Source organism: Asticcacaulis excentricus CB 48 (genome assembly GCF_000175215.2).
Lineage (GTDB): Bacteria > Pseudomonadota > Alphaproteobacteria > Caulobacterales > Caulobacteraceae > Asticcacaulis > Asticcacaulis excentricus.
Map to the genome: position 1 here is coordinate 2,293,998 of NC_014816.1, position 16,155 is coordinate 2,310,152.

14 protein-coding genes are annotated in these 16,155 nt (G+C 55.5%); 4 read left to right on the forward strand and 10 right to left on the reverse strand.

Features of this window, described 5'->3' with window-relative positions:
• Position 1 precedes the first annotated feature (1 nt).
• Both ASTEX_RS10530 and ASTEX_RS10535 read right to left on the reverse strand, forming a co-directional pair.
• Positions 2 to 901 carry a carbohydrate ABC transporter permease gene (locus tag ASTEX_RS10530; protein WP_013479609.1) on the reverse strand — a complete coding sequence of 300 codons (900 nt, stop codon included), beginning with the start codon at positions 899 to 901 and terminating at the stop codon, positions 2 to 4.
• A complete protein-coding gene (locus ASTEX_RS10535) occupies positions 894 to 2,033 on the reverse strand; it encodes an ABC transporter ATP-binding protein (RefSeq protein WP_013479610.1) in 1,140 nt (379 codons plus the stop codon). Before ASTEX_RS10535 ends, ASTEX_RS10530 begins: the two co-directional genes overlap by 8 nt.
• A gap of 255 nt (positions 2,034 to 2,288) precedes the next feature.
• On the opposite strand from ASTEX_RS10535, the gene ASTEX_RS10540 reads away from it, so the two are divergent.
• The gene (locus ASTEX_RS10540) at positions 2,289 to 2,927 is read left to right on the forward strand and encodes an RpiB/LacA/LacB family sugar-phosphate isomerase (protein WP_013479611.1); all 639 of its coding nucleotides are present in this window, start codon (positions 2,289 to 2,291) and stop codon (positions 2,925 to 2,927) included.
• A gap of 457 nt (positions 2,928 to 3,384) precedes the next feature.
• Here ASTEX_RS10540 and ASTEX_RS10545 read toward each other — a convergent pair whose 3' ends face one another.
• The 3 genes from ASTEX_RS10545 to ASTEX_RS10555 form a co-directional block, all read right to left on the reverse strand.
• On the reverse strand, positions 3,385 to 6,054 hold the full coding sequence (locus tag ASTEX_RS10545) for a beta-mannosidase (protein ID WP_013479612.1): 2,670 nt from the start codon (positions 6,052 to 6,054) through the stop codon (positions 3,385 to 3,387).
• A gap of 454 nt (positions 6,055 to 6,508) precedes the next feature.
• Positions 6,509 to 8,068 carry a vWA domain-containing protein gene (locus tag ASTEX_RS10550; protein WP_013479613.1) on the reverse strand — a complete coding sequence of 520 codons (1,560 nt, stop codon included), beginning with the start codon at positions 8,066 to 8,068 and terminating at the stop codon, positions 6,509 to 6,511.
• A gap of 306 nt (positions 8,069 to 8,374) precedes the next feature.
• Positions 8,375 to 8,662, reverse strand: coding sequence for a helix-turn-helix domain-containing protein (locus ASTEX_RS10555; protein ID WP_013479614.1), 288 nt, complete (start codon positions 8,660 to 8,662; stop codon positions 8,375 to 8,377).
• 605 nt (positions 8,663 to 9,267) lie between these two features.
• Here ASTEX_RS10555 and ASTEX_RS10565 point away from each other — a divergent pair.
• A complete protein-coding gene (locus ASTEX_RS10565) occupies positions 9,268 to 9,864 on the forward strand; it encodes a DUF6088 family protein (RefSeq protein ID WP_013479615.1) in 597 nt (198 codons plus the stop codon).
• Complete coding sequence (locus tag ASTEX_RS10570; protein ID WP_013479616.1) at positions 9,854 to 10,795, forward strand: nucleotidyl transferase AbiEii/AbiGii toxin family protein; 942 nt, start codon at positions 9,854 to 9,856, stop codon at positions 10,793 to 10,795. Before ASTEX_RS10565 ends, ASTEX_RS10570 begins: the two co-directional genes overlap by 11 nt.
• 21 nt (positions 10,796 to 10,816) lie before the next feature.
• Here ASTEX_RS10570 and ASTEX_RS10575 read toward each other — a convergent pair whose 3' ends face one another.
• The 5 genes from ASTEX_RS10575 to ASTEX_RS10595 all read right to left on the reverse strand — a co-directional run bounded on the left by ASTEX_RS10575 (position 10,817) and on the right by ASTEX_RS10595 (position 14,744).
• Positions 10,817 to 11,176, reverse strand: a complete 360-nt coding sequence (locus ASTEX_RS10575) for a hypothetical protein (protein ID WP_144004647.1) — start codon at positions 11,174 to 11,176, stop codon at positions 10,817 to 10,819.
• A 512-nt stretch (positions 11,177 to 11,688) separates the two neighbouring features.
• A complete protein-coding gene (gene kduD, locus ASTEX_RS10580) occupies positions 11,689 to 12,444 on the reverse strand; it encodes a 2-dehydro-3-deoxy-D-gluconate 5-dehydrogenase KduD (RefSeq protein WP_013479618.1) in 756 nt (251 codons plus the stop codon).
• Positions 12,445 to 12,598: 154 nt separating this feature from the next.
• On the reverse strand, positions 12,599 to 13,447 hold the full coding sequence (gene kduI / locus ASTEX_RS10585) for a 5-dehydro-4-deoxy-D-glucuronate isomerase (protein WP_218918625.1): 849 nt from the start codon (positions 13,445 to 13,447) through the stop codon (positions 12,599 to 12,601).
• Positions 13,448 to 13,628: 181 nt separating this feature from the next.
• Entirely contained in the window at positions 13,629 to 14,408 is a 780-nt protein-coding gene (gene lra1, locus ASTEX_RS10590; RefSeq protein WP_013479620.1) for an L-rhamnose 1-dehydrogenase Lra1, read from the reverse strand.
• Between the two features lie 54 nt (positions 14,409 to 14,462).
• Positions 14,463 to 14,744, reverse strand: coding sequence for a helix-turn-helix domain-containing protein (locus ASTEX_RS10595; protein WP_168148102.1), 282 nt, complete (start codon positions 14,742 to 14,744; stop codon positions 14,463 to 14,465).
• Between the two features lie 191 nt (positions 14,745 to 14,935).
• On the opposite strand from ASTEX_RS10595, the gene rhmD reads away from it, so the two are divergent.
• Positions 14,936 to 16,132: an L-rhamnonate dehydratase gene (gene rhmD, locus ASTEX_RS10600; RefSeq protein WP_013479622.1), complete on the forward strand. Its 1,197-nt coding sequence runs from the start codon at positions 14,936 to 14,938 to the stop codon at positions 16,130 to 16,132.
• The last annotated feature ends 23 nt before the right edge of the window (positions 16,133 to 16,155 follow it).

A 16,155-nucleotide genomic window follows, 5' to 3' on the forward strand; every position in this document is an offset into this window, starting at 1 on the left:
CTCAGTGTCCTCCCTTATCATCGCGGTCCTGCGCATAGAACACCCAGTGCTTTTGCGACCAGAAGGCCACCGCGGTGAAGACGGCGATGATGATAAACAGCACCCAGGACAGGGCCGAGGAATAGCCCAGATTGAAGTACTTGAACGCCTCTTCGTAGATCATCAGCGGCAAGAGATAGCTCGATTTGAGCGGCCCGCCAGCGGTGATGATGTAGGGGCCGTTGAACTCCTGAAAGGCTTGCACGATCTGCATGATGAAGTTGAAAAACAGCACCGGTGTCAGCAGCGGCAGGGTGATCATGAAAAACTGTTTGAGGCGCGACGCGCCATCAAGATCAGCGGCCTCGTAGAGGTCTTCGGGGATGGCTTTCAGGCCGGCCAGAAACACAACCATCGCCGAGCCGAACTGCCAAAGGCGCAACAACACAATCGAGAACATCGCTGTGGAGGGCTCTCCGAGCCAGTTAACGCCACCAATGCCGATACCGGCCAGCGCCTGATTGAGCAGGCCATCACCCGCAAAGACAAAGCGCCACACCACCGCAATGGCGACACTGCCGCCAAGAATTGAGGGCAGATAAAAGGCTGTGCGGAACAGACCGATGCCTTTCAGCTTGAAATTCAGCACCACGGCGATGAAGAGGGCAAAGGCCAGTTTAAGTGGCACGGTGATGAAAACGTAGGCAAAGGTCACGCCCAGCGACTGGCGGAAGGTCGAGTCCGCAGCCATCTCCGTATAATTGGACAGGCCGACGAAATTGGCTGCCCCCAGCTGATCCTGAAGGCGCGCATCGGTCAGGCTGAGCACGAAGGAGGCCACAAACGGGAACGCTGTGAACAGCAAAAAGCCGATCACAAAGGGGGTGACGTAGAGGCTGCCAATCCACTTATTGCTATACATGGACGGACTCGTCTGTCTTATCAGCGAAATCCGGCGACACACCTATGGCCTGACCGTCCTCAGCGAACAGATGGGCACGGTTGAGGTCGATTTTCAGACGCACTTCCTGATGATTATAAAGCGCCGCCTCACCGTCGAGCTTCATAATGAGCGGCTCGCCCTCGCCGTCTTTCAGCGTCACATAGGCAAAGGTTTCGCCGCCGAGACGCTCGATCAGGATGACATAGCCACTGAGGTGCGTCTCTTCATCTGTGGAGGCCAGATGCAGGTTTTCCGGGCGCACGCCGAACGTCACATTGGCCCCTGCCGCGACCTGTGCACCGACGCGCGGCACAGACAGAGCGGTCTGAGGCAGGTCGAGCCCGATGGCGTCGGGCAACACTTCGCGCACGCGCGCCTTGATCGTGTTCATGCGCGGCGACCCGATAAAGCCCGCGACGAAGAGGTTGGCCGGTTTGCGATAGAGATCAAGCGGCGAGCCTACCTGTTCGATGCGCCCGGCATTCAGCACGACAATCTTGTCGGCCAGTGTCATAGCCTCGACCTGATCGTGGGTCACGTAGACAGAGGTCGCGTTAAGCTTGGTGTGCAGGCGCGCGATTTCGACGCGCATCTGTCCGCGCAGCGCCGCATCGAGATTAGAGAGCGGCTCGTCGAACAGGAAGACATCGGGCTCACGCACGATGGCGCGACCGATGGCGACGCGCTGACGCTGCCCGCCAGACAGGGCCTTGGGGCGGCGCTTCAAAAGATGCGTCAGTTGCAGCGTTTCGGCCGCCGCATTGACCTTATGCTCGATTTCGGCCTTGGGCAGGCCCTGAATCTTGAGGGCAAAGGCGATATTGTCGTACACCGTCATGTGCGGATAGAGGGCGTAGGACTGAAACACCATAGCCACGCCGCGCTTTGACGGGTGAGCGTAGGTGACATCGCGGCCTGCAATATCGATCTGGCCTGAGGTCGGGGTTTCAAGGCCCGCAATCAGGCGCAGCAGGGTCGATTTCCCGCAGCCCGACGGCCCGACAAAGACCACCAGCTCGCCCTTTTTGACCTCTAGCGAGACGCCCTTGATGACCTCATGGCCATTAAAGGTCTTGCGCACATCCGTAAGTCTGACACTGTCAACCGACACGTTTCCCCACTTTTGATCTGATTATTCTTGATTGGCTTCATGTGTAGGGGAAACCGGTGTCATTTTCAACGGTGATTATGCACACGGGGCAAAGATTCCGGCTATGATAAGGGGCTGTCTCAGGATAGGTAGCGCACAGCGACGTGCAAACGGTTTTCGGACCCTTGCGCCGCTTCGCGGCTTGCTGTCCCCCGCTTAGCCCGCTATTGAAGCATCCACGCGCATATTCACGCAAAAACACGCAGGAAGACTTTTATGAAAATCGCTCTGATCAACGAAAACAGCCAGGCCGCCAAGAACGGCATCATTTTCGACGCCCTGAAGACGGTCGCTGAGCCGCTGGGCCACACGGTTTTCAACTATGGCATGTACAGCGCCGACGGCCAGGCGTCGCTGACCTACGTGATGAACGGCCTTCTGGCTGGCATTCTCCTGAACTCGAAGGCGGCCGATTTCGTCGTCACCGGCTGTGGCACCGGCATGGGCGCCATGCTGGCCTGCAACTCTATGCCGGGCGTCTTCTGCGGTCTCGTTATCGACCCGACTGACGCCTTCCTGTTCGGTCAGATCAATGACGGCAACGCCATTTCCATGCCCTATGCCAAGGGCTTTGGCTGGGCGGCTGAACTGAACCTCCAAGACGTCTATCGTAAGCTGTTCGACGGTGAGCGCGGCCTCGGCTATCCGAAGGAACGCGCGCAGATCATGGCCAAGAATCGCGGCATCCTGAAGGACCTCAAAGCCGCCTCGTGCAAGGATATGCTGACGGTTTTAAAGACGGTTGATCAGGATCTGCTGAAGGCCGCCGTTGCCGGTGAAAAGTTCTCGGAATATTTCTTTGCGAATGCGCAGGACGAAGAGATCAAGGCTTACATCAAAGGCATTGTGGGCTAAGCTATTGAGACGCCTCTTTGATGAAGAGGCGATAGGTTTCCTGGCCTCGTCTAAGCGTTGTGCTGGCCTTATCCCGGTCAACGCTTAGACGTTCAGGTCTGACAGGCGGCCGAAAAGCCGTCTGCAAATGCGCAGCTTTAAGCCAGCCGTACCGTTTTGAAGGCCTTCTGAGCCTCAGACGGGACTTAACGCAGATTCCGGACGCGTTGTTTTGAATTGAGCGCATTGCGCATTCATTCGGTCAAAACGCCGATCCGGTCGGTTGGCCCCGCCCCTAAAATCGATACTGGCTTCCTGCCGTTTTGGGTCGCTCTTGCAGCGGCGCTGCAGAAGCTTGGGGGCGCCATTTCCAGGTCTTTGGGTAAGCGCTTTTTAGTGGTCGTCGAGGACGCAAACATAACTATAGATTGCGCCCCAAGACCTATAGTCCATGGGGCTTCAACAGCCTGGGCGCGACCTATGCCGAACGCACTTGCGCCATATGCATCAGCTTGAGGTCCCCCTCCAAATCCGCGGCGGTAAGGGTAGACTGTGGCTTAACGCGTACATAGGCCGTCTCCCCGGGCAAGAGGTCGAAGTAGTTGTCGCTAAGGCGCGCGTCGTGCGTTGCAAGATAAAGATAGAGATCTTTTACAAGGACGGGTGACGTCAGTCCGACGGCAAGTTCTCCGCCTCCCAAAGCCTTAACTTTGAGCGCGATCTGTGGCTCAGGCAGGGTGAGATTTTTGACCGGCTGGAAGTAAAGCACATTCTCAGAAAGAACGTCTTTTCCTCGTTTCAACTTTACAGATAAGAGGGCACCGTCCGGGGCAAGCCCACCCAACAACGCGCTTACTGCGGCGCTGAACACCACGCCGCTTTGGTTTGCCTTAAGGCGGATCTCCTGCGTATGCGAGGTCGCAACCTTCCCCGAAAAGTCCATAACCCGAACAGATAAGGTGGCGTTCGTATCCGTCAGCCGGTCGCTCACAACGGAGATATCCACCTTATCACCGTTGAGGACAGGCGACACGAGCACGGGGGCGAAGGCCCGTCGGGCATAGTACTGCTGAGCCTTCCAGCGACCAAAGTAGTCGATGCTGGACCAGGAGGCGACCGGCCAGCAGTCGTTGATTTGCCAAAAGAGCGATCCCATACAATAGGGCATACGCACGCGATGGGTCTCCATGGCCACCTTGATGCCTTCGGCTTGCAGAACTTGGCCGACATAAAGGAACTGCTGGAAATCCTTAGGGATCTTGTAGTCGCGTTCCATATAGTTTCGGATGGTCCCGTTACCTATGGATGAGCGCTGATGGGCCTTCATGACCTCGGAGAAAATGTCGTGATCTTCGGGGACTGTGTAGGCTTGTACCGTCCGGAATTCCGGGAAGGACTGGAAGCCATACTCACTCATGAAGCGTCCAACAGCCGTCCGATATTCCGAGAACGGCTTTTGCCCCCACCAAACGTCCCAGTAATGGATGTCTCCCGCCTGCTTTTGCGCCTTCACATCGGAATGGACGACACCTGTCTTGCCGTCCCAGGACGCAATGGGTGACGAAGGCCAGTAAAAGCATTTGGGATCATGTGTGGCTACGGCTTGTGCCAGAACCTCATGGAATATGGCATCATAGGCCCGAGTAAGCGCTTTTTGCTGGTCAGGGGTGTAATTAGGCTTCCATCCCCAGCCGCCATTGGGCACATCGTGTTGCCAGGCCACATCGATCTCATTGTTTCCACACCACAACGCAATACACGCGTGATTGCGCAGGCGTTTCACATTGTGGACGGCCTCTTTGCGGACATTCTCTAAGAAGGCTTCGTCGCCGGGATACATGGCGCAGGCGAACATAAAGTCTTGCCAGACAAGGATGCCTTTTTGATCGCACAGTTCATAGAAGTAAGGGTCCTCGTAAACGCCGCCACCCCAGACCCGAAGCATGTTCATGTGTGTGTCGAGAGCGGAGGTAACGACCTTGTCGTAGACCGCCTTTGTGACGCGGGGCAAAAAGCTGTCGTTAGGGATATAGTTGGCGCCCTTCATAAATACGGGCACGCCGTTCAGTTCGACGTAAAAGCTGGTTCCCTGCGCATCAGGCTCTTGTACAATCCGCACTGTGCGCAGACCCGTTTTGACGACCCGCTCATCTTTCACGCCCGATGGCGTCACAACGCGTCCGCTCAGGGTATAAAGAAAGGCTTCGCCAAGACCATTCGTCCACCAGCGTTTCGGATTTTTGATCTCGAAGCTTGCCTCAAGGCGGTTTACGCCTGCGCGCAACTCGACTTCAGTACGCACCTGAATGGCTTTGTGCGTTGGGCTCGAAATTTCAATGAGGGCGGGGCCTGGCCGGTCGGCCTCTACTTCAAAGACGCCGCGAAGTTTTGCGACCTTATCGGTCAGACTGTCCTGGATGATGTGCAAGTCCGTAATCTGCACGCCACTCCAGGCACGAAGCTTCACCGGCCGCCAGATTCCAGATGTGACAAAACGCGGCCCCCAGTCCCAACCGTAGTGATAGCCGGCCTTGCGGGTGAACATACCGACACGCTTGTCGCCCATCCCGCCGTTCTCACTTTGATCATTTGGCGAGGGCAGCAAATAACCATGGTCTTCTAAGGCGGCCAGGCCTTTGCGGATCGGGGAGTGGAAATAGATCCGAAGCGCGTTGTCCCCTACCCGAACATGTTCTTTGACATCGATCGTCCATTCCAGAAACATGTTATCGGCGCTTAGAACCAGCACGTTGTTCACATAGACATCGGCATAGGTGTCAAGGCCGTCGAAATGCAGCTCGACATGGTTATGCGACAAAGTCTGCGCGTCGATGTTGATGGTCGTGCGGTACTCCCAGTCGAGCTTATCGATCCATTGCTGATTGCGTTCGTTGGTCCGATAGAAGGGGTCGTCAATCCGCTTGTTATCTAAAAGGTCTGTGTGGACGGTCCCTGGCACGGTGGCCGATAGCCATTTGGTTGCACCCGCCTGCCGAAATTGCCAGCCTTCAGAGACCACTTGTGAGTGAACATCTGTCGCCGCTTTTGCCTGCGCACGCGATTGAGGCGCGTGGGCGCTCAGCGCCAGGGCAACGCCCGCGCCGGAGACTTTGAGGAATTCACGTTTGTTGGCCTTAAATGCAGTCACAATCGACCTCCCTGTTGATCAATGAGCATCGGTCGAGGAAACCCTCTTCATCCTCCAGAGAGTGTATTGAACGAAACGCCTGTCCGGGCGTCGTGATCGCGTCAAGCTCTCGCGCTCATATTAATTATATTTGAAATAGATATTGCGGAGAATGCGTCCCGACACAAGTCGAATCTGGTTCAAACCCGGCCGCTTTACGCCTTCCCTTTAGCGCAATCGTTTGAATTCCTTGAGGATGCCGTTCATTTGACCGCACCTCTGAAAGACTTAGGCACTGTCGCATTGACCTGTGTTTGGGTTCAAAAACACCCCCCGGGACGCACCTGTGGCTTACCAACGGCGTGACCGCCCCCGGCCAGCCCCTTAAGCGTGACCTTCCCTCAGATTTCACAGAGAAACCCAGACTCCTAAGCGGAACATCAGAGGGCATCTTCAACACGGCAATGACGCCGCCCTATTCGATCAGCCTCAGTTTGTTGATCGTGGCGAAGATGTCTTGCATTGTCTTCGTCAGATCAGAAGCCTGGCTCAGGTCGTAATAATAGCTCGACTGACTGGCGCAGGCCTCCAACAGACTGCTATCGCCATCCTCTACGCGCACCACGAACAGTGTAATGCCCTGGGCTTTCGCTGCCGTACAGGCCAGGGCCGTGCGGGCATTGATCGCACTATTCGATGTGCTCCAGCGATTTTGCGTATTAGCGCCATCGGTGACGATGATCATGTACTTCTTTACATCGGTATCGCCAAACGCTGTGGCCTTGGTGTAGGGCTCAGCCGGAGAGAGCATCTCCATGCCAAACTGTACGCCGAGCGTGATATTGGTATTGCCACCAGGGGATAGACTGCTGAGATAGGTGTTTACGCTCGTAAAGTCACTCGTCAGGTCGAGCACCTTTGCCAGCGCAGTGGTGGAGCAACTGGCGGCGATATAGTTGCTGTCGACCACGTCCGTCGCATAGGGCGCGACCGACACGTCAAAGGATTGATTGCGGTCAGTCAGACATCCGCCCCAACTGCTGGTCGCGAGGCTTGAAAAGTAGCTCGAACTGAAGGCCGTGTAGCCGCTTGGACTATAGGCAACCGATGTTCCGGTGGAGGTGGTTAGTCCGCTTGAAACCGTGGACATAACAAGCGTGGATGCATTTACCGTGGTCGTTAGATTGTAGGTGTAGAGGGTGTATTTGCTTCCACTCTTGGCGTAACCCATCAGGCTTGCCGCATAATAGGTCACACCGCCACTGGTATAGACGCGGTAGAAGGCTTTACTGGTGGCTGTCGCGCAGATCGTGCTGCCGACTTGGTCGCAAAGAGCCTCATAGGCTCTCCACACCGTGCGACAGGCGTAATAGTTTACCGAAGTGCGTAGGTAACACTGGGTATAATCAACAAAGCTGTAGCTTGTTGAGGCCGGCAGGCGCACTTGGGTGTTAAAGGCGACCACGCCGACCTTAACGTCCTCATTGCCGTCACCGTACGTCGAAATCAGTGAGCTCAAAACGGATGACACACTCGTTTTAAGGTAAGTCATCTTATTGTTCGACGCCATTGACCCGGTCGTATCAAGGACAAACAGAAGCTCAAAAGGATCGGACTCAGATTGGGCAGACGAGGCGACACGTATTGTCTGCTCGCCAAGCCCCAGTAGCTGCAGGAAGTAGGGACGCTGCGTGATTTCGCTTGTATAGTGCACAACCTTGGCATTATCGCTCGTCTCGATGGCAAAGGTGTGAGAGGCCGTCTGAAGCTCCGGGTGGTCGCTCAAATTCATTTCAAACGCCATTGCGGCGGCAGTCTTCGCCGCCGCTTCAGATACCTCGATTTTCTGCGTTGCCTTCAGAACCGCCGCATCCGTCGCATCTTGAAGCCGGGAACTTGTGTCAAAATAGCGCATCATATCGACAGCACCGCCGGCGGCCCCGACAAGAATTACAGCGCACAGACCGAATATGATTAGAGTGTTTCCCTGCCTGTCTCCAATGAATTTAGTCAGGCTCTGGCTGATCCACATCATAATTAGATCTACTCCCAAATTTTGCGCATATTCCTTTGCTTCAAAAATCGGGCCAACTTAAGCACTTAAAACTGCACGTTTGAAATAGTAGTTAATTTTTATTTACCATTATTACATAATAGACAACGCCACATTCGACGATTACTTGCCCCCGCGCCAAAAACGCACTGAGGGACAATTGCGCCTTTACACTGCATAGTCTTTATTTGAACTACAAACATTTAGCGCCAGGCGGCATTAAGACAACCAATAGCCGCGAGCCTCGCACTCGGCTTTTGCCCGGTTACCCCTAGTGGGACACGACCCTCACAGATCCAAATCATATGGCGAAGCATCGGGCGGCGTCGGCTTTTCGTTATGAGCAGAGACCGACGCCACCAGTTCATAAAGATCGCTGCGGAGAGCTGTCAGGACGCGTGTGATGGTGGACAGTTTGGGGTCGCGATTTCCGTTTTCGAGATGTGACAAGGTGGCAATGCCTAAACCAGACAAGCGCGACAACTCTTCCAACTTAAGTTTTTTGGACAGGCGCAGCGCCCTTAAGGCGTGACCCAGTTGCACCGGCAAGGGATGGATGTCCGTTGATGGCGTCATGCCTTGATTCCTTTAATCATGAGCGATAACTCGGACCGTCCATACCACGAAGTCAAGACAATTTATCGCCAACGATAAATACGCAGAAATTTCATAGGCTATCTGGTAGACTTATCGTTGACGATAAATAGTACGCAGTGAAGCCATTTGAAGTGAGCCGCGCCCAGTTGGCTGAACAAGACAAAATCAGTCCGGATACGTTGAACAAATGACTTTCCGGCGAGCGTGAGCTGATACCCCGCTATCTGATACCTGGCGGCGAGGTTATGGGACGCGTCTTGGATAAAAATCTGTGACCGCCACTTCACCGCTTGTCGCACCGGAAGCCCTAAACGCCTACGCGCGAATTGGGGAGCGGCGGCTCGAAACGCACTCGGTGGCGCTACGCCCCGCTTTTCAAATCGACTGCGCAGTCCTTACGGCAGTGCTCGACATTCACTGAACCAATGATGAAGATTCGCGTTAATTCAGCGCCCCCAAAATTCAAAAAATTAATCACAAATACAGATACTTAATATGACCTTCCGGTTAACAATTGCATGATTTTTCAATGAAATATCTTGCATTTCTCGCGCCTTTCCACTAGCCTCCCCGTGAGGTACGGCATGAAGAAACTTCAGGAAGTCAAAAAACATCTACGACCAGGCCAGGTGTACCGGCGCGAAGACGTGGCGAAATGGTCCATGTCTGTGGACAGACACCTCAAGCAATTGGTGGAGGCAGGTGAGCTGACCAAGCTTTCGGCCGGCGTGTATTATTACCCTCGAAAGACAGCTTTTGGTGCGGCTCCTGCAGAGGATAAAAACCTCGTTGAAGCATTCCTGAAAGATGATCGTTTCCTGCTGACATCGCCGAATGCCTACAATGCCTTAGGCGTTGGGACGACGCAGCTTTATAACGAGACCGTCGTCTATAACCATAAGCGTCATGGGCAATTCAAACTGGGCGGGCGCATGTTCGATTTCCGGGTAAAGCCGCATTTTCCCAAGGAGGTCACCAAGGAGTTTCTACTGGTGGACTTGGTGAACAATGTCGGAAGACTTGCCGAAAATCGAACACAGGTACTTGAGCGCGTGAAAGACCAGGCCACACGCACAGATCAATCTGCATTGCAAAAAGCGGTTCATGACTACGGGGCGGTGCGTACCAAAAAGTTCTTTGCAAGCCTTTTCGAAAGCGAAAGCAGAGCCTATGCCACTTGATTATCTGCACAACCACAAGGACTTTGCCGATCTGCTGCGCATCGTCGCTGACGACAAGCAAATCGCACCGGTGTTGGTGGAAAAAGACTATTGGATTATGCATTGCCTTTACGGCTTGCAGCAGATGCCTATGACGTTTGAGCTCAAAGGAGGCACATCGCTTTCCAAAGGCTTTGGCATCATAAACCGTTTTTCGGAAGACATCGATATTCGCATTGACCCACCGGCAGGTATGTTGGTCAGCAGCGGGCGAAATCAGGAAAAGCCGTCGCAGATCGAAAGCCGCAAGCGCTTTTACGATTGGCTTGCCGGAACCATAAAGATAGACGGCATTGTACACATTGAGCGCGATGCCGCATTTGATGATGCCAAATACCGAAGCGGGGGCATCCGGCTGAAATATGCGGAACGGACTGGCGACGACTCAGATTTGAAGGAAGGTGTGTTGCTGGAAGTTGGCTTTGATGATGTAACGCCTAACCTGCCGATAGACATTACATCCTGGGCCTATCAATATGCCGTCGGGAAGGTCTCTATAATTGATAATCGGGCGCGGGGTGTATTGTGTTACCACCCCGGCTACACGTTAGTCGAAAAGTTACAGACCATTTCGACCAAATTCCGTAAGCAACAGGAGACAGGTGAGTTTCCTGCGAACTTTATGCGGCATTATTATGATGTGTATTGCCTGTTGGCTGAACCGAAGGTGCAAGCCTTTATTGGCACGGCTGACTATATGACCCATAAGTTGCGCCGCTTTCGCTCGGAAAATCCAAACATTACAGAAAACCCGGCGTTCTTGTTGGATGATCCCGTAACCTTTGAGGCCTATGAAAAAGCATACGAGGGGACCAGGTCACTCTATTATAAAGCCCGGCCAAGCTTTTCCGACATCTTGGAACGCATCAAGATGCGGGCCGGTGATTTGTAAGGTTTTTCGTGTTGAAAGCACTTAACAGGCTTCGAAATATGCTCCGGCCCCGCAGCTTTTGCAGTCTTCGACTTCCAAATTTCCAGCCGCGTTGTCCCAATTATCCGCGTAAGCGGTCTCTGTCACCTTGACCTGCCTCGTACTGATCTCCCGGCGCGGCTGTACGCGTGGTGCCTTGGCATCAAAGATTTGTACAGCTGTGACCAGTGCTTCTGCGGCTTGAAGGACGCATGCCCTGAACTTTTCACGCAGTGTCTCAAGTTTGCGGGGCGTCAACACATTGCGTGTCTCAACCACGTCTCTTTCGCCAGTTCTAAGGCCCGCCCCTTTCCGATCCTTGCCCTTGATGGTGAAGAGATGCCTCCCGGTGACAGCAGGCATCTCTTCACCGATCCTGATCTTGGCCGCCTCAACGGCTTGCGCTAGGTCCGCGCCCCAGATCACGTCTTCGCTGAACCTGGTCTTAGCTTCAGTTAGGGCAAGGCCTGGTTCTTCGTGTCATTGCCGTAGCGCAATAGGGCCCGATCAACGACCTTTCCGAAACAAACCCACCACGACTGGAACCGGTCAAACGCCGCGGCGTCAGCCATAGCAATCACCTTGTCTACGTCACCTTGGTCCTGCGTCACCGCCTTTAAAGCATTCAGCGCTTCGCAGTTTTGTGCACTCTCACCAGCGGAGGGACACCTCGTATCCAGTCAATGTTCATTAAGCACGACTTCGCCCCCGCCTCCTCCCTCACTCAGAACCCCAAGCCGTTGTGGTTCACTTGGCGCCCGTGATCAGTTGGCAATCGGGCCTTCGCTCCCGAAAAAAGCGCATATGCCGGGACCAGACGCAAAAACCCCTCCTGCTCTTGCAGGAGGGGCTTCACATAGTTGGTCGTGACCGGCTTAACGCGCCAGCCAGCCACCATCGACAGGGATGATGGCGCCATTGACATAGTCTGACGCCGGCGCGGCGAGGAAGACCGCCGCACCACCAAGATCAGACGGCTCACCCCAACGGCCTGCCGGGATACGGTCGAGGATGGATTTGTTCCGATCGGCATCAGCGCGCAGCTGAGCCGTGTTGTCAGTCGCCATATAGCCTGGCGCGATGGCGTTCACGGTAATGCCCTTGCCGGCCCATTCGTTGGCCAGGAGGCGGGTAATACCCGCGATACCGGACTTGGACGCGGTGTAAGACGGCACGCGGATGCCCCCCTGAAAGGAGAGCATAGAGGCAATATTGATGATCTTACCATAGCCCTGAGCGATGAAGTGACGGCCCACCGCCTGCGCCATAAAGAAGGCGCCCTTGATGTTGACGTTCATCACGTCGTCCCAGTCTTTCTCCGAGAAGTCCACTGCGTCGGCACGACGGATCAAACCCGCATTGTTTACGAGGATGTGCAGGCCGCCCAGCTCGTCAATTGCGGTTTTCACAACGCGCTCAATGGGCTCAATAGTGCCGAGATTCGCGTCGATATTGACGAACTTGCGGCCCAGCGCCTTGACCTTCTCACCGGTTTCATCGGCGGGCACGATGCCCACGGCGGCGATGTCCGCACCCGCTTCGGCGAGAGCAAGGGCAATGCCCTGCCCCAGTCCGGTATTGGCCCCGGTGACGAGGGCAACCTTGCCGGTCAGATCAAATGGATGGCTCATGAAATATCTCCCTTTTCAATCTTTTCCCCTACTCTGTCAGAGCGGAGACGCGCGAGGTGCCGCCTCGCCAAACCAAGAAGCCAAAAAATCCGGACGGGCCGCCGCCAGAGGTTCTTTGACCGTTCTAAAACCACATCCGCATCGAGACGTGAGATTAAGCCAGCTGGCAGATGTCCAGCACCTTCATGTCGGTATAGTCGAGGTTTTCGCCGCCCATGGCCCAGATGAAGGCGTAGTTTGACGTGCCGGCGCCCATATGGATCGACCACGGCGGCGAGACGACGGCTTCGTTGTTCTGGATAACGATATGACGCGCCGCGTCAGGCTGCCCCATGAAGTGGAAGACGCGGTCGTTTTCACCGAGGTTAAAGTAGAAATAGACTTCCGAGCGACGGTCATGCAGGTGCGGCGGCATGGTATTCCACACCGAGCCAGGGGCCAGAATGGTCAGGCCCAAAAGCAACTGGCACGACTTGGCGGTGGTCGGCACGATATACTGATAGATGACGCGCTGGTTTGATTGTTCCAGCGAGCCGCGTTCCAGAGGGACCGCCTGATCTATCGAAATCTTTACCGTCTCATAGCGCGCATGGGCGGGCGTCGAGGTCAGATAATAGAGGGCAGGATTGGCGGCCTCATTTGACGAGAAGACCACATCCTTCGTACCCATTGGGATATAGAGCCCATCCTTTTGACCCAGGTCATACGCTACGCCATCCACCGTCACCACGCCTGCGCCACCGCCGACATTGATCACACCCAGCTCACGGCGTTCAAGAAACGGGTGACCGGCGGCCGAAGCGGGCTCGGTCTGATCTGGCAGACGCACGCTCTGCGAGACCGGGGCCACGCCGCCTACCACGAAGCGTTCGAAATGGGTGTAGTTGAGGACGACCGAGTCCGGGGCAAACAGGCCCTGCATCAGGTATTTGTCACGCAGATCATCCGTATCCGCATAGGCCATCATGTCCGGATGGGTGGCGTGATAGATCTTAGCGTACAAAGACGTCTGGCACATGACGCAGCTCCGGTTTTCATGAACAGCTCCGGCCAGCTGGCACGGCGCCTTCCATCCCTTCGCGGCGAAATCCCGGTTTACGGGATGCTTCGCCACATAATGAGACTTCCTATAGCGACAAATGAAAAGGAAGGAAACCGGTTTCCTTCCTTTTCTGTCAACGATTTTACTGAAGGTTGACGAAGGCCCCGCCATCGACCAGAAGCGATGCCCCTGTCACATATCCGGCCAGTTCTTCGCAGGCAAGGAAGATGACAGGTCCTGCCAGATCTTCGGGCTGACCCAGACGGCCGAGAGGGATGCGGCCTTCCATGTAGCTGCGCTTTCCTTCGTCAGCCAGATCATCCTTGTTTATGTCGGTTAAGATGGTGCCGGGCAGGACTGCGTTGCAGCGGATGCCGTGTTTACCGAGCGCGATGGCGGTCGATTGCATCAGCGACAGCACACCGGCCTTAGTCGGCGTGTAGTGGGTCTGGAATTCGCCACCGACCAGCGCCGAGATAGAGGAGACCGCGACGATGGAGCCGGCAAAGCCATTGGCCTTTTTACCTTGCCTGACCATCTGGTTGGCGGCGGCCTGACACATATAGTAGGCACCGTTCAGGTTCACCTTGATCGTGCGATCCACCACATCGACCGGCATGTCGAGGAAGCCGTGGAAGGGGCAGATGCCGGCATTGTTAACGAAGGTATCGATCCGGCCATAGGCCTCAACCGCGGCGGCCACAAAGGCGGTCGCCGAAGCCGGGTCAGCGACATCGCCACGTAGCGCGAAGGCTTCGCCCCCGAAGCCGCGGATTTCTTTCACTGCCGATTCGGCGGCGGCTTCATCACCCGCGTAGTTGATACCAACCCTGGCCCCCTGACGTGCCGCCCCAATGGCGATAGCGCGTCCAATGCCTTTTGAGCCGCCGGTGACCAGCAGTACCTTGTCCTTGAGCAACATCTTCTGTCTCTTCTCTCTGACCGGAAGCGCGAAACGCCCCCCGTTTCCTTCCATCTATTGGTGTATTGCCTGCTGCGACAGGCGAATAAATTTGGGCCCCAGCCGGTACCCCCCGCCGCTGCCGTCGCGTGGGGCTACGCTGAGATAGCCCTGCTCGACGAGGGTCGACGCCAGACGATAGGCGGTGGAGCGCGCAAGACCTGCCGTCTCGGCAATTTCACTTAAACTGCCACGGCCCGAAGCCACTGCCTCAACGATCATCAGCCCACGGACCAGGGTCTGGCTACCGCCAGGTTTGTCGCGCTTAGTCTCGGTTGTCGTCGTATTTGCGTTCATGCCCGGTTTCGACGTTTCTGCGTTCACGCCTGACGTTTTTTGCTTGATAAGCCTTGGCCTAATTTCATATATTGGAATAAATAGATTGGCAATCGCATTTATGCTCATTATTGAGCATTTTCACCACGAACCGATCATCTCCGGTCCTCCCGGAACCGCATTCGACACGCAGGGTTAAAAAGGCTTCTATTATGGGTTACCCCAAGATCAAGCAGGTGCGCGCATACGTCATTAAAGGTGGCGAGGGCGGCGGCGGCGCCGATTACCACGATCAGGGCGAAGGCCACTGGATCGACAATCACATTGCGACCTCAATGGGGCGCTATCCGGAATATCGCCAGAGCCGCAAGAGCTTTGGCATCAATGTGCTGGGCACGCTGGTCGTTGAGATCGAAGCCGATGACGGCACGGTCGGCTTTGCGGTGACGACGGGTGGTGAGCCCGCCTGTTATATGGTTGAAAAGCACTTCGCCCGCTTTCTCGAAGGCCGCAACCCGTTTGAGTATGAGCGCATCTGGGATCAGATGTACTTCGGCTCGCAGTATTATGGCCGTAAGGGGATTGTCGTAAATGCCATTTCCGGCGTCGATCTGGCCTTGTGGGACCTGATGGGCAAGCTGCGTCAGGAGCCGGTCTATCACATGCTGGGCGGCGCGGTGCGCGACGAATTGCAATTCTATGCGACGGGCGCGCGCCCGGACCTCGCCAAGGAGATGGGCTTTATCGGTGGCAAGCTGCCGCTCTATCACGGCCCCATCGAAGGCGACGAAGGCCTCAAAAAGAATGTCGAGCTGATCGCCGATATGCGTTCGCGCGTGGGCGAAGACTTCTGGCTGATGTACGACTGCTGGATGGCGCTCGACGTCAACTATGCGACGAAGCTTGCGCATAAGTGCCATGAGTACGGCCTGAAGTGGATCGAAGAGGCCATCAATCCGGACGACTACTGGGGCTATCAGCAACTGAAGAAGAACGTACCGGCCGGGATGCTCGTCACCACGGGTGAGCACGAATCAACCCGCTGGGGCTTTAAAATGCTTCTGGAAATGGGCTGCTGCGACATCATCCAGCCGGATGTGGGCTGGTGCGGTGGCGTAACCGAGCTTCTGAAAATCTCGGCCCTGGCTGACGCGCATGGTGCACTGGTCGTGCCGCACGGCTCGTCCGTCTATAGCTACCACTTCGTCATTACGCGCCATAACTCGCCGTTTGCCGAGTTCCTGATGATGGCACCGAAGGCCGATCACGTGGCGCCCATGTTCCATCCGCAACTGCTCAATGAGCCGATCCCGGAGAAGGGCCGCCTGAAGGTCACCGCGCTCGATAAGCCGGGCTTTGGGGTCAATCTCAACCCCGAAGTGAAGCTCTATCGCCCCTACGAACACTAATGAAACTCACCCCTGAAGGCTTT

What these genes read in the sequence shown, in the direction of transcription:
- ASTEX_RS10565 (WP_013479615.1), top strand. Translation starts at nt 9,268, where the DNA reads ATGAAGAAACTTCAGGAAGTCAAAAAACATCTACGACCAGGCCAGGTG.
- rhmD (WP_013479622.1), top strand. Translation starts at nt 14,936, where the DNA reads ATGGGTTACCCCAAGATCAAGCAGGTGCGCGCATACGTCATTAAAGGT.
- kduD (WP_013479618.1), bottom strand. Translation starts at nt 12,444, where the DNA reads ATGAGCCATCCATTTGATCTGACCGGCAAGGTTGCCCTCGTCACCGGG.
- lra1 (WP_013479620.1), bottom strand. Translation starts at nt 14,408, where the DNA reads ATGTTGCTCAAGGACAAGGTACTGCTGGTCACCGGCGGCTCAAAAGGC.
- ASTEX_RS10555 (WP_013479614.1), bottom strand. Translation starts at nt 8,662, where the DNA reads ATGACGCCATCAACGGACATCCATCCCTTGCCGGTGCAACTGGGTCAC.
- ASTEX_RS10540 (WP_013479611.1), top strand. Translation starts at nt 2,289, where the DNA reads ATGAAAATCGCTCTGATCAACGAAAACAGCCAGGCCGCCAAGAACGGC.
- ASTEX_RS10595 (WP_168148102.1), bottom strand. Translation starts at nt 14,744, where the DNA reads ATGAACGCAAATACGACGACAACCGAGACTAAGCGCGACAAACCTGGC.
- ASTEX_RS10575 (WP_144004647.1), bottom strand. Translation starts at nt 11,176, where the DNA reads ATGCCTGCTGTCACCGGGAGGCATCTCTTCACCATCAAGGGCAAGGAT.
- ASTEX_RS10530 (WP_013479609.1), bottom strand. Translation starts at nt 901, where the DNA reads ATGTATAGCAATAAGTGGATTGGCAGCCTCTACGTCACCCCCTTTGTG.
- ASTEX_RS10570 (WP_013479616.1), top strand. Translation starts at nt 9,854, where the DNA reads ATGCCACTTGATTATCTGCACAACCACAAGGACTTTGCCGATCTGCTG.
- ASTEX_RS10550 (WP_013479613.1), bottom strand. Translation starts at nt 8,068, where the DNA reads ATGATGTGGATCAGCCAGAGCCTGACTAAATTCATTGGAGACAGGCAG.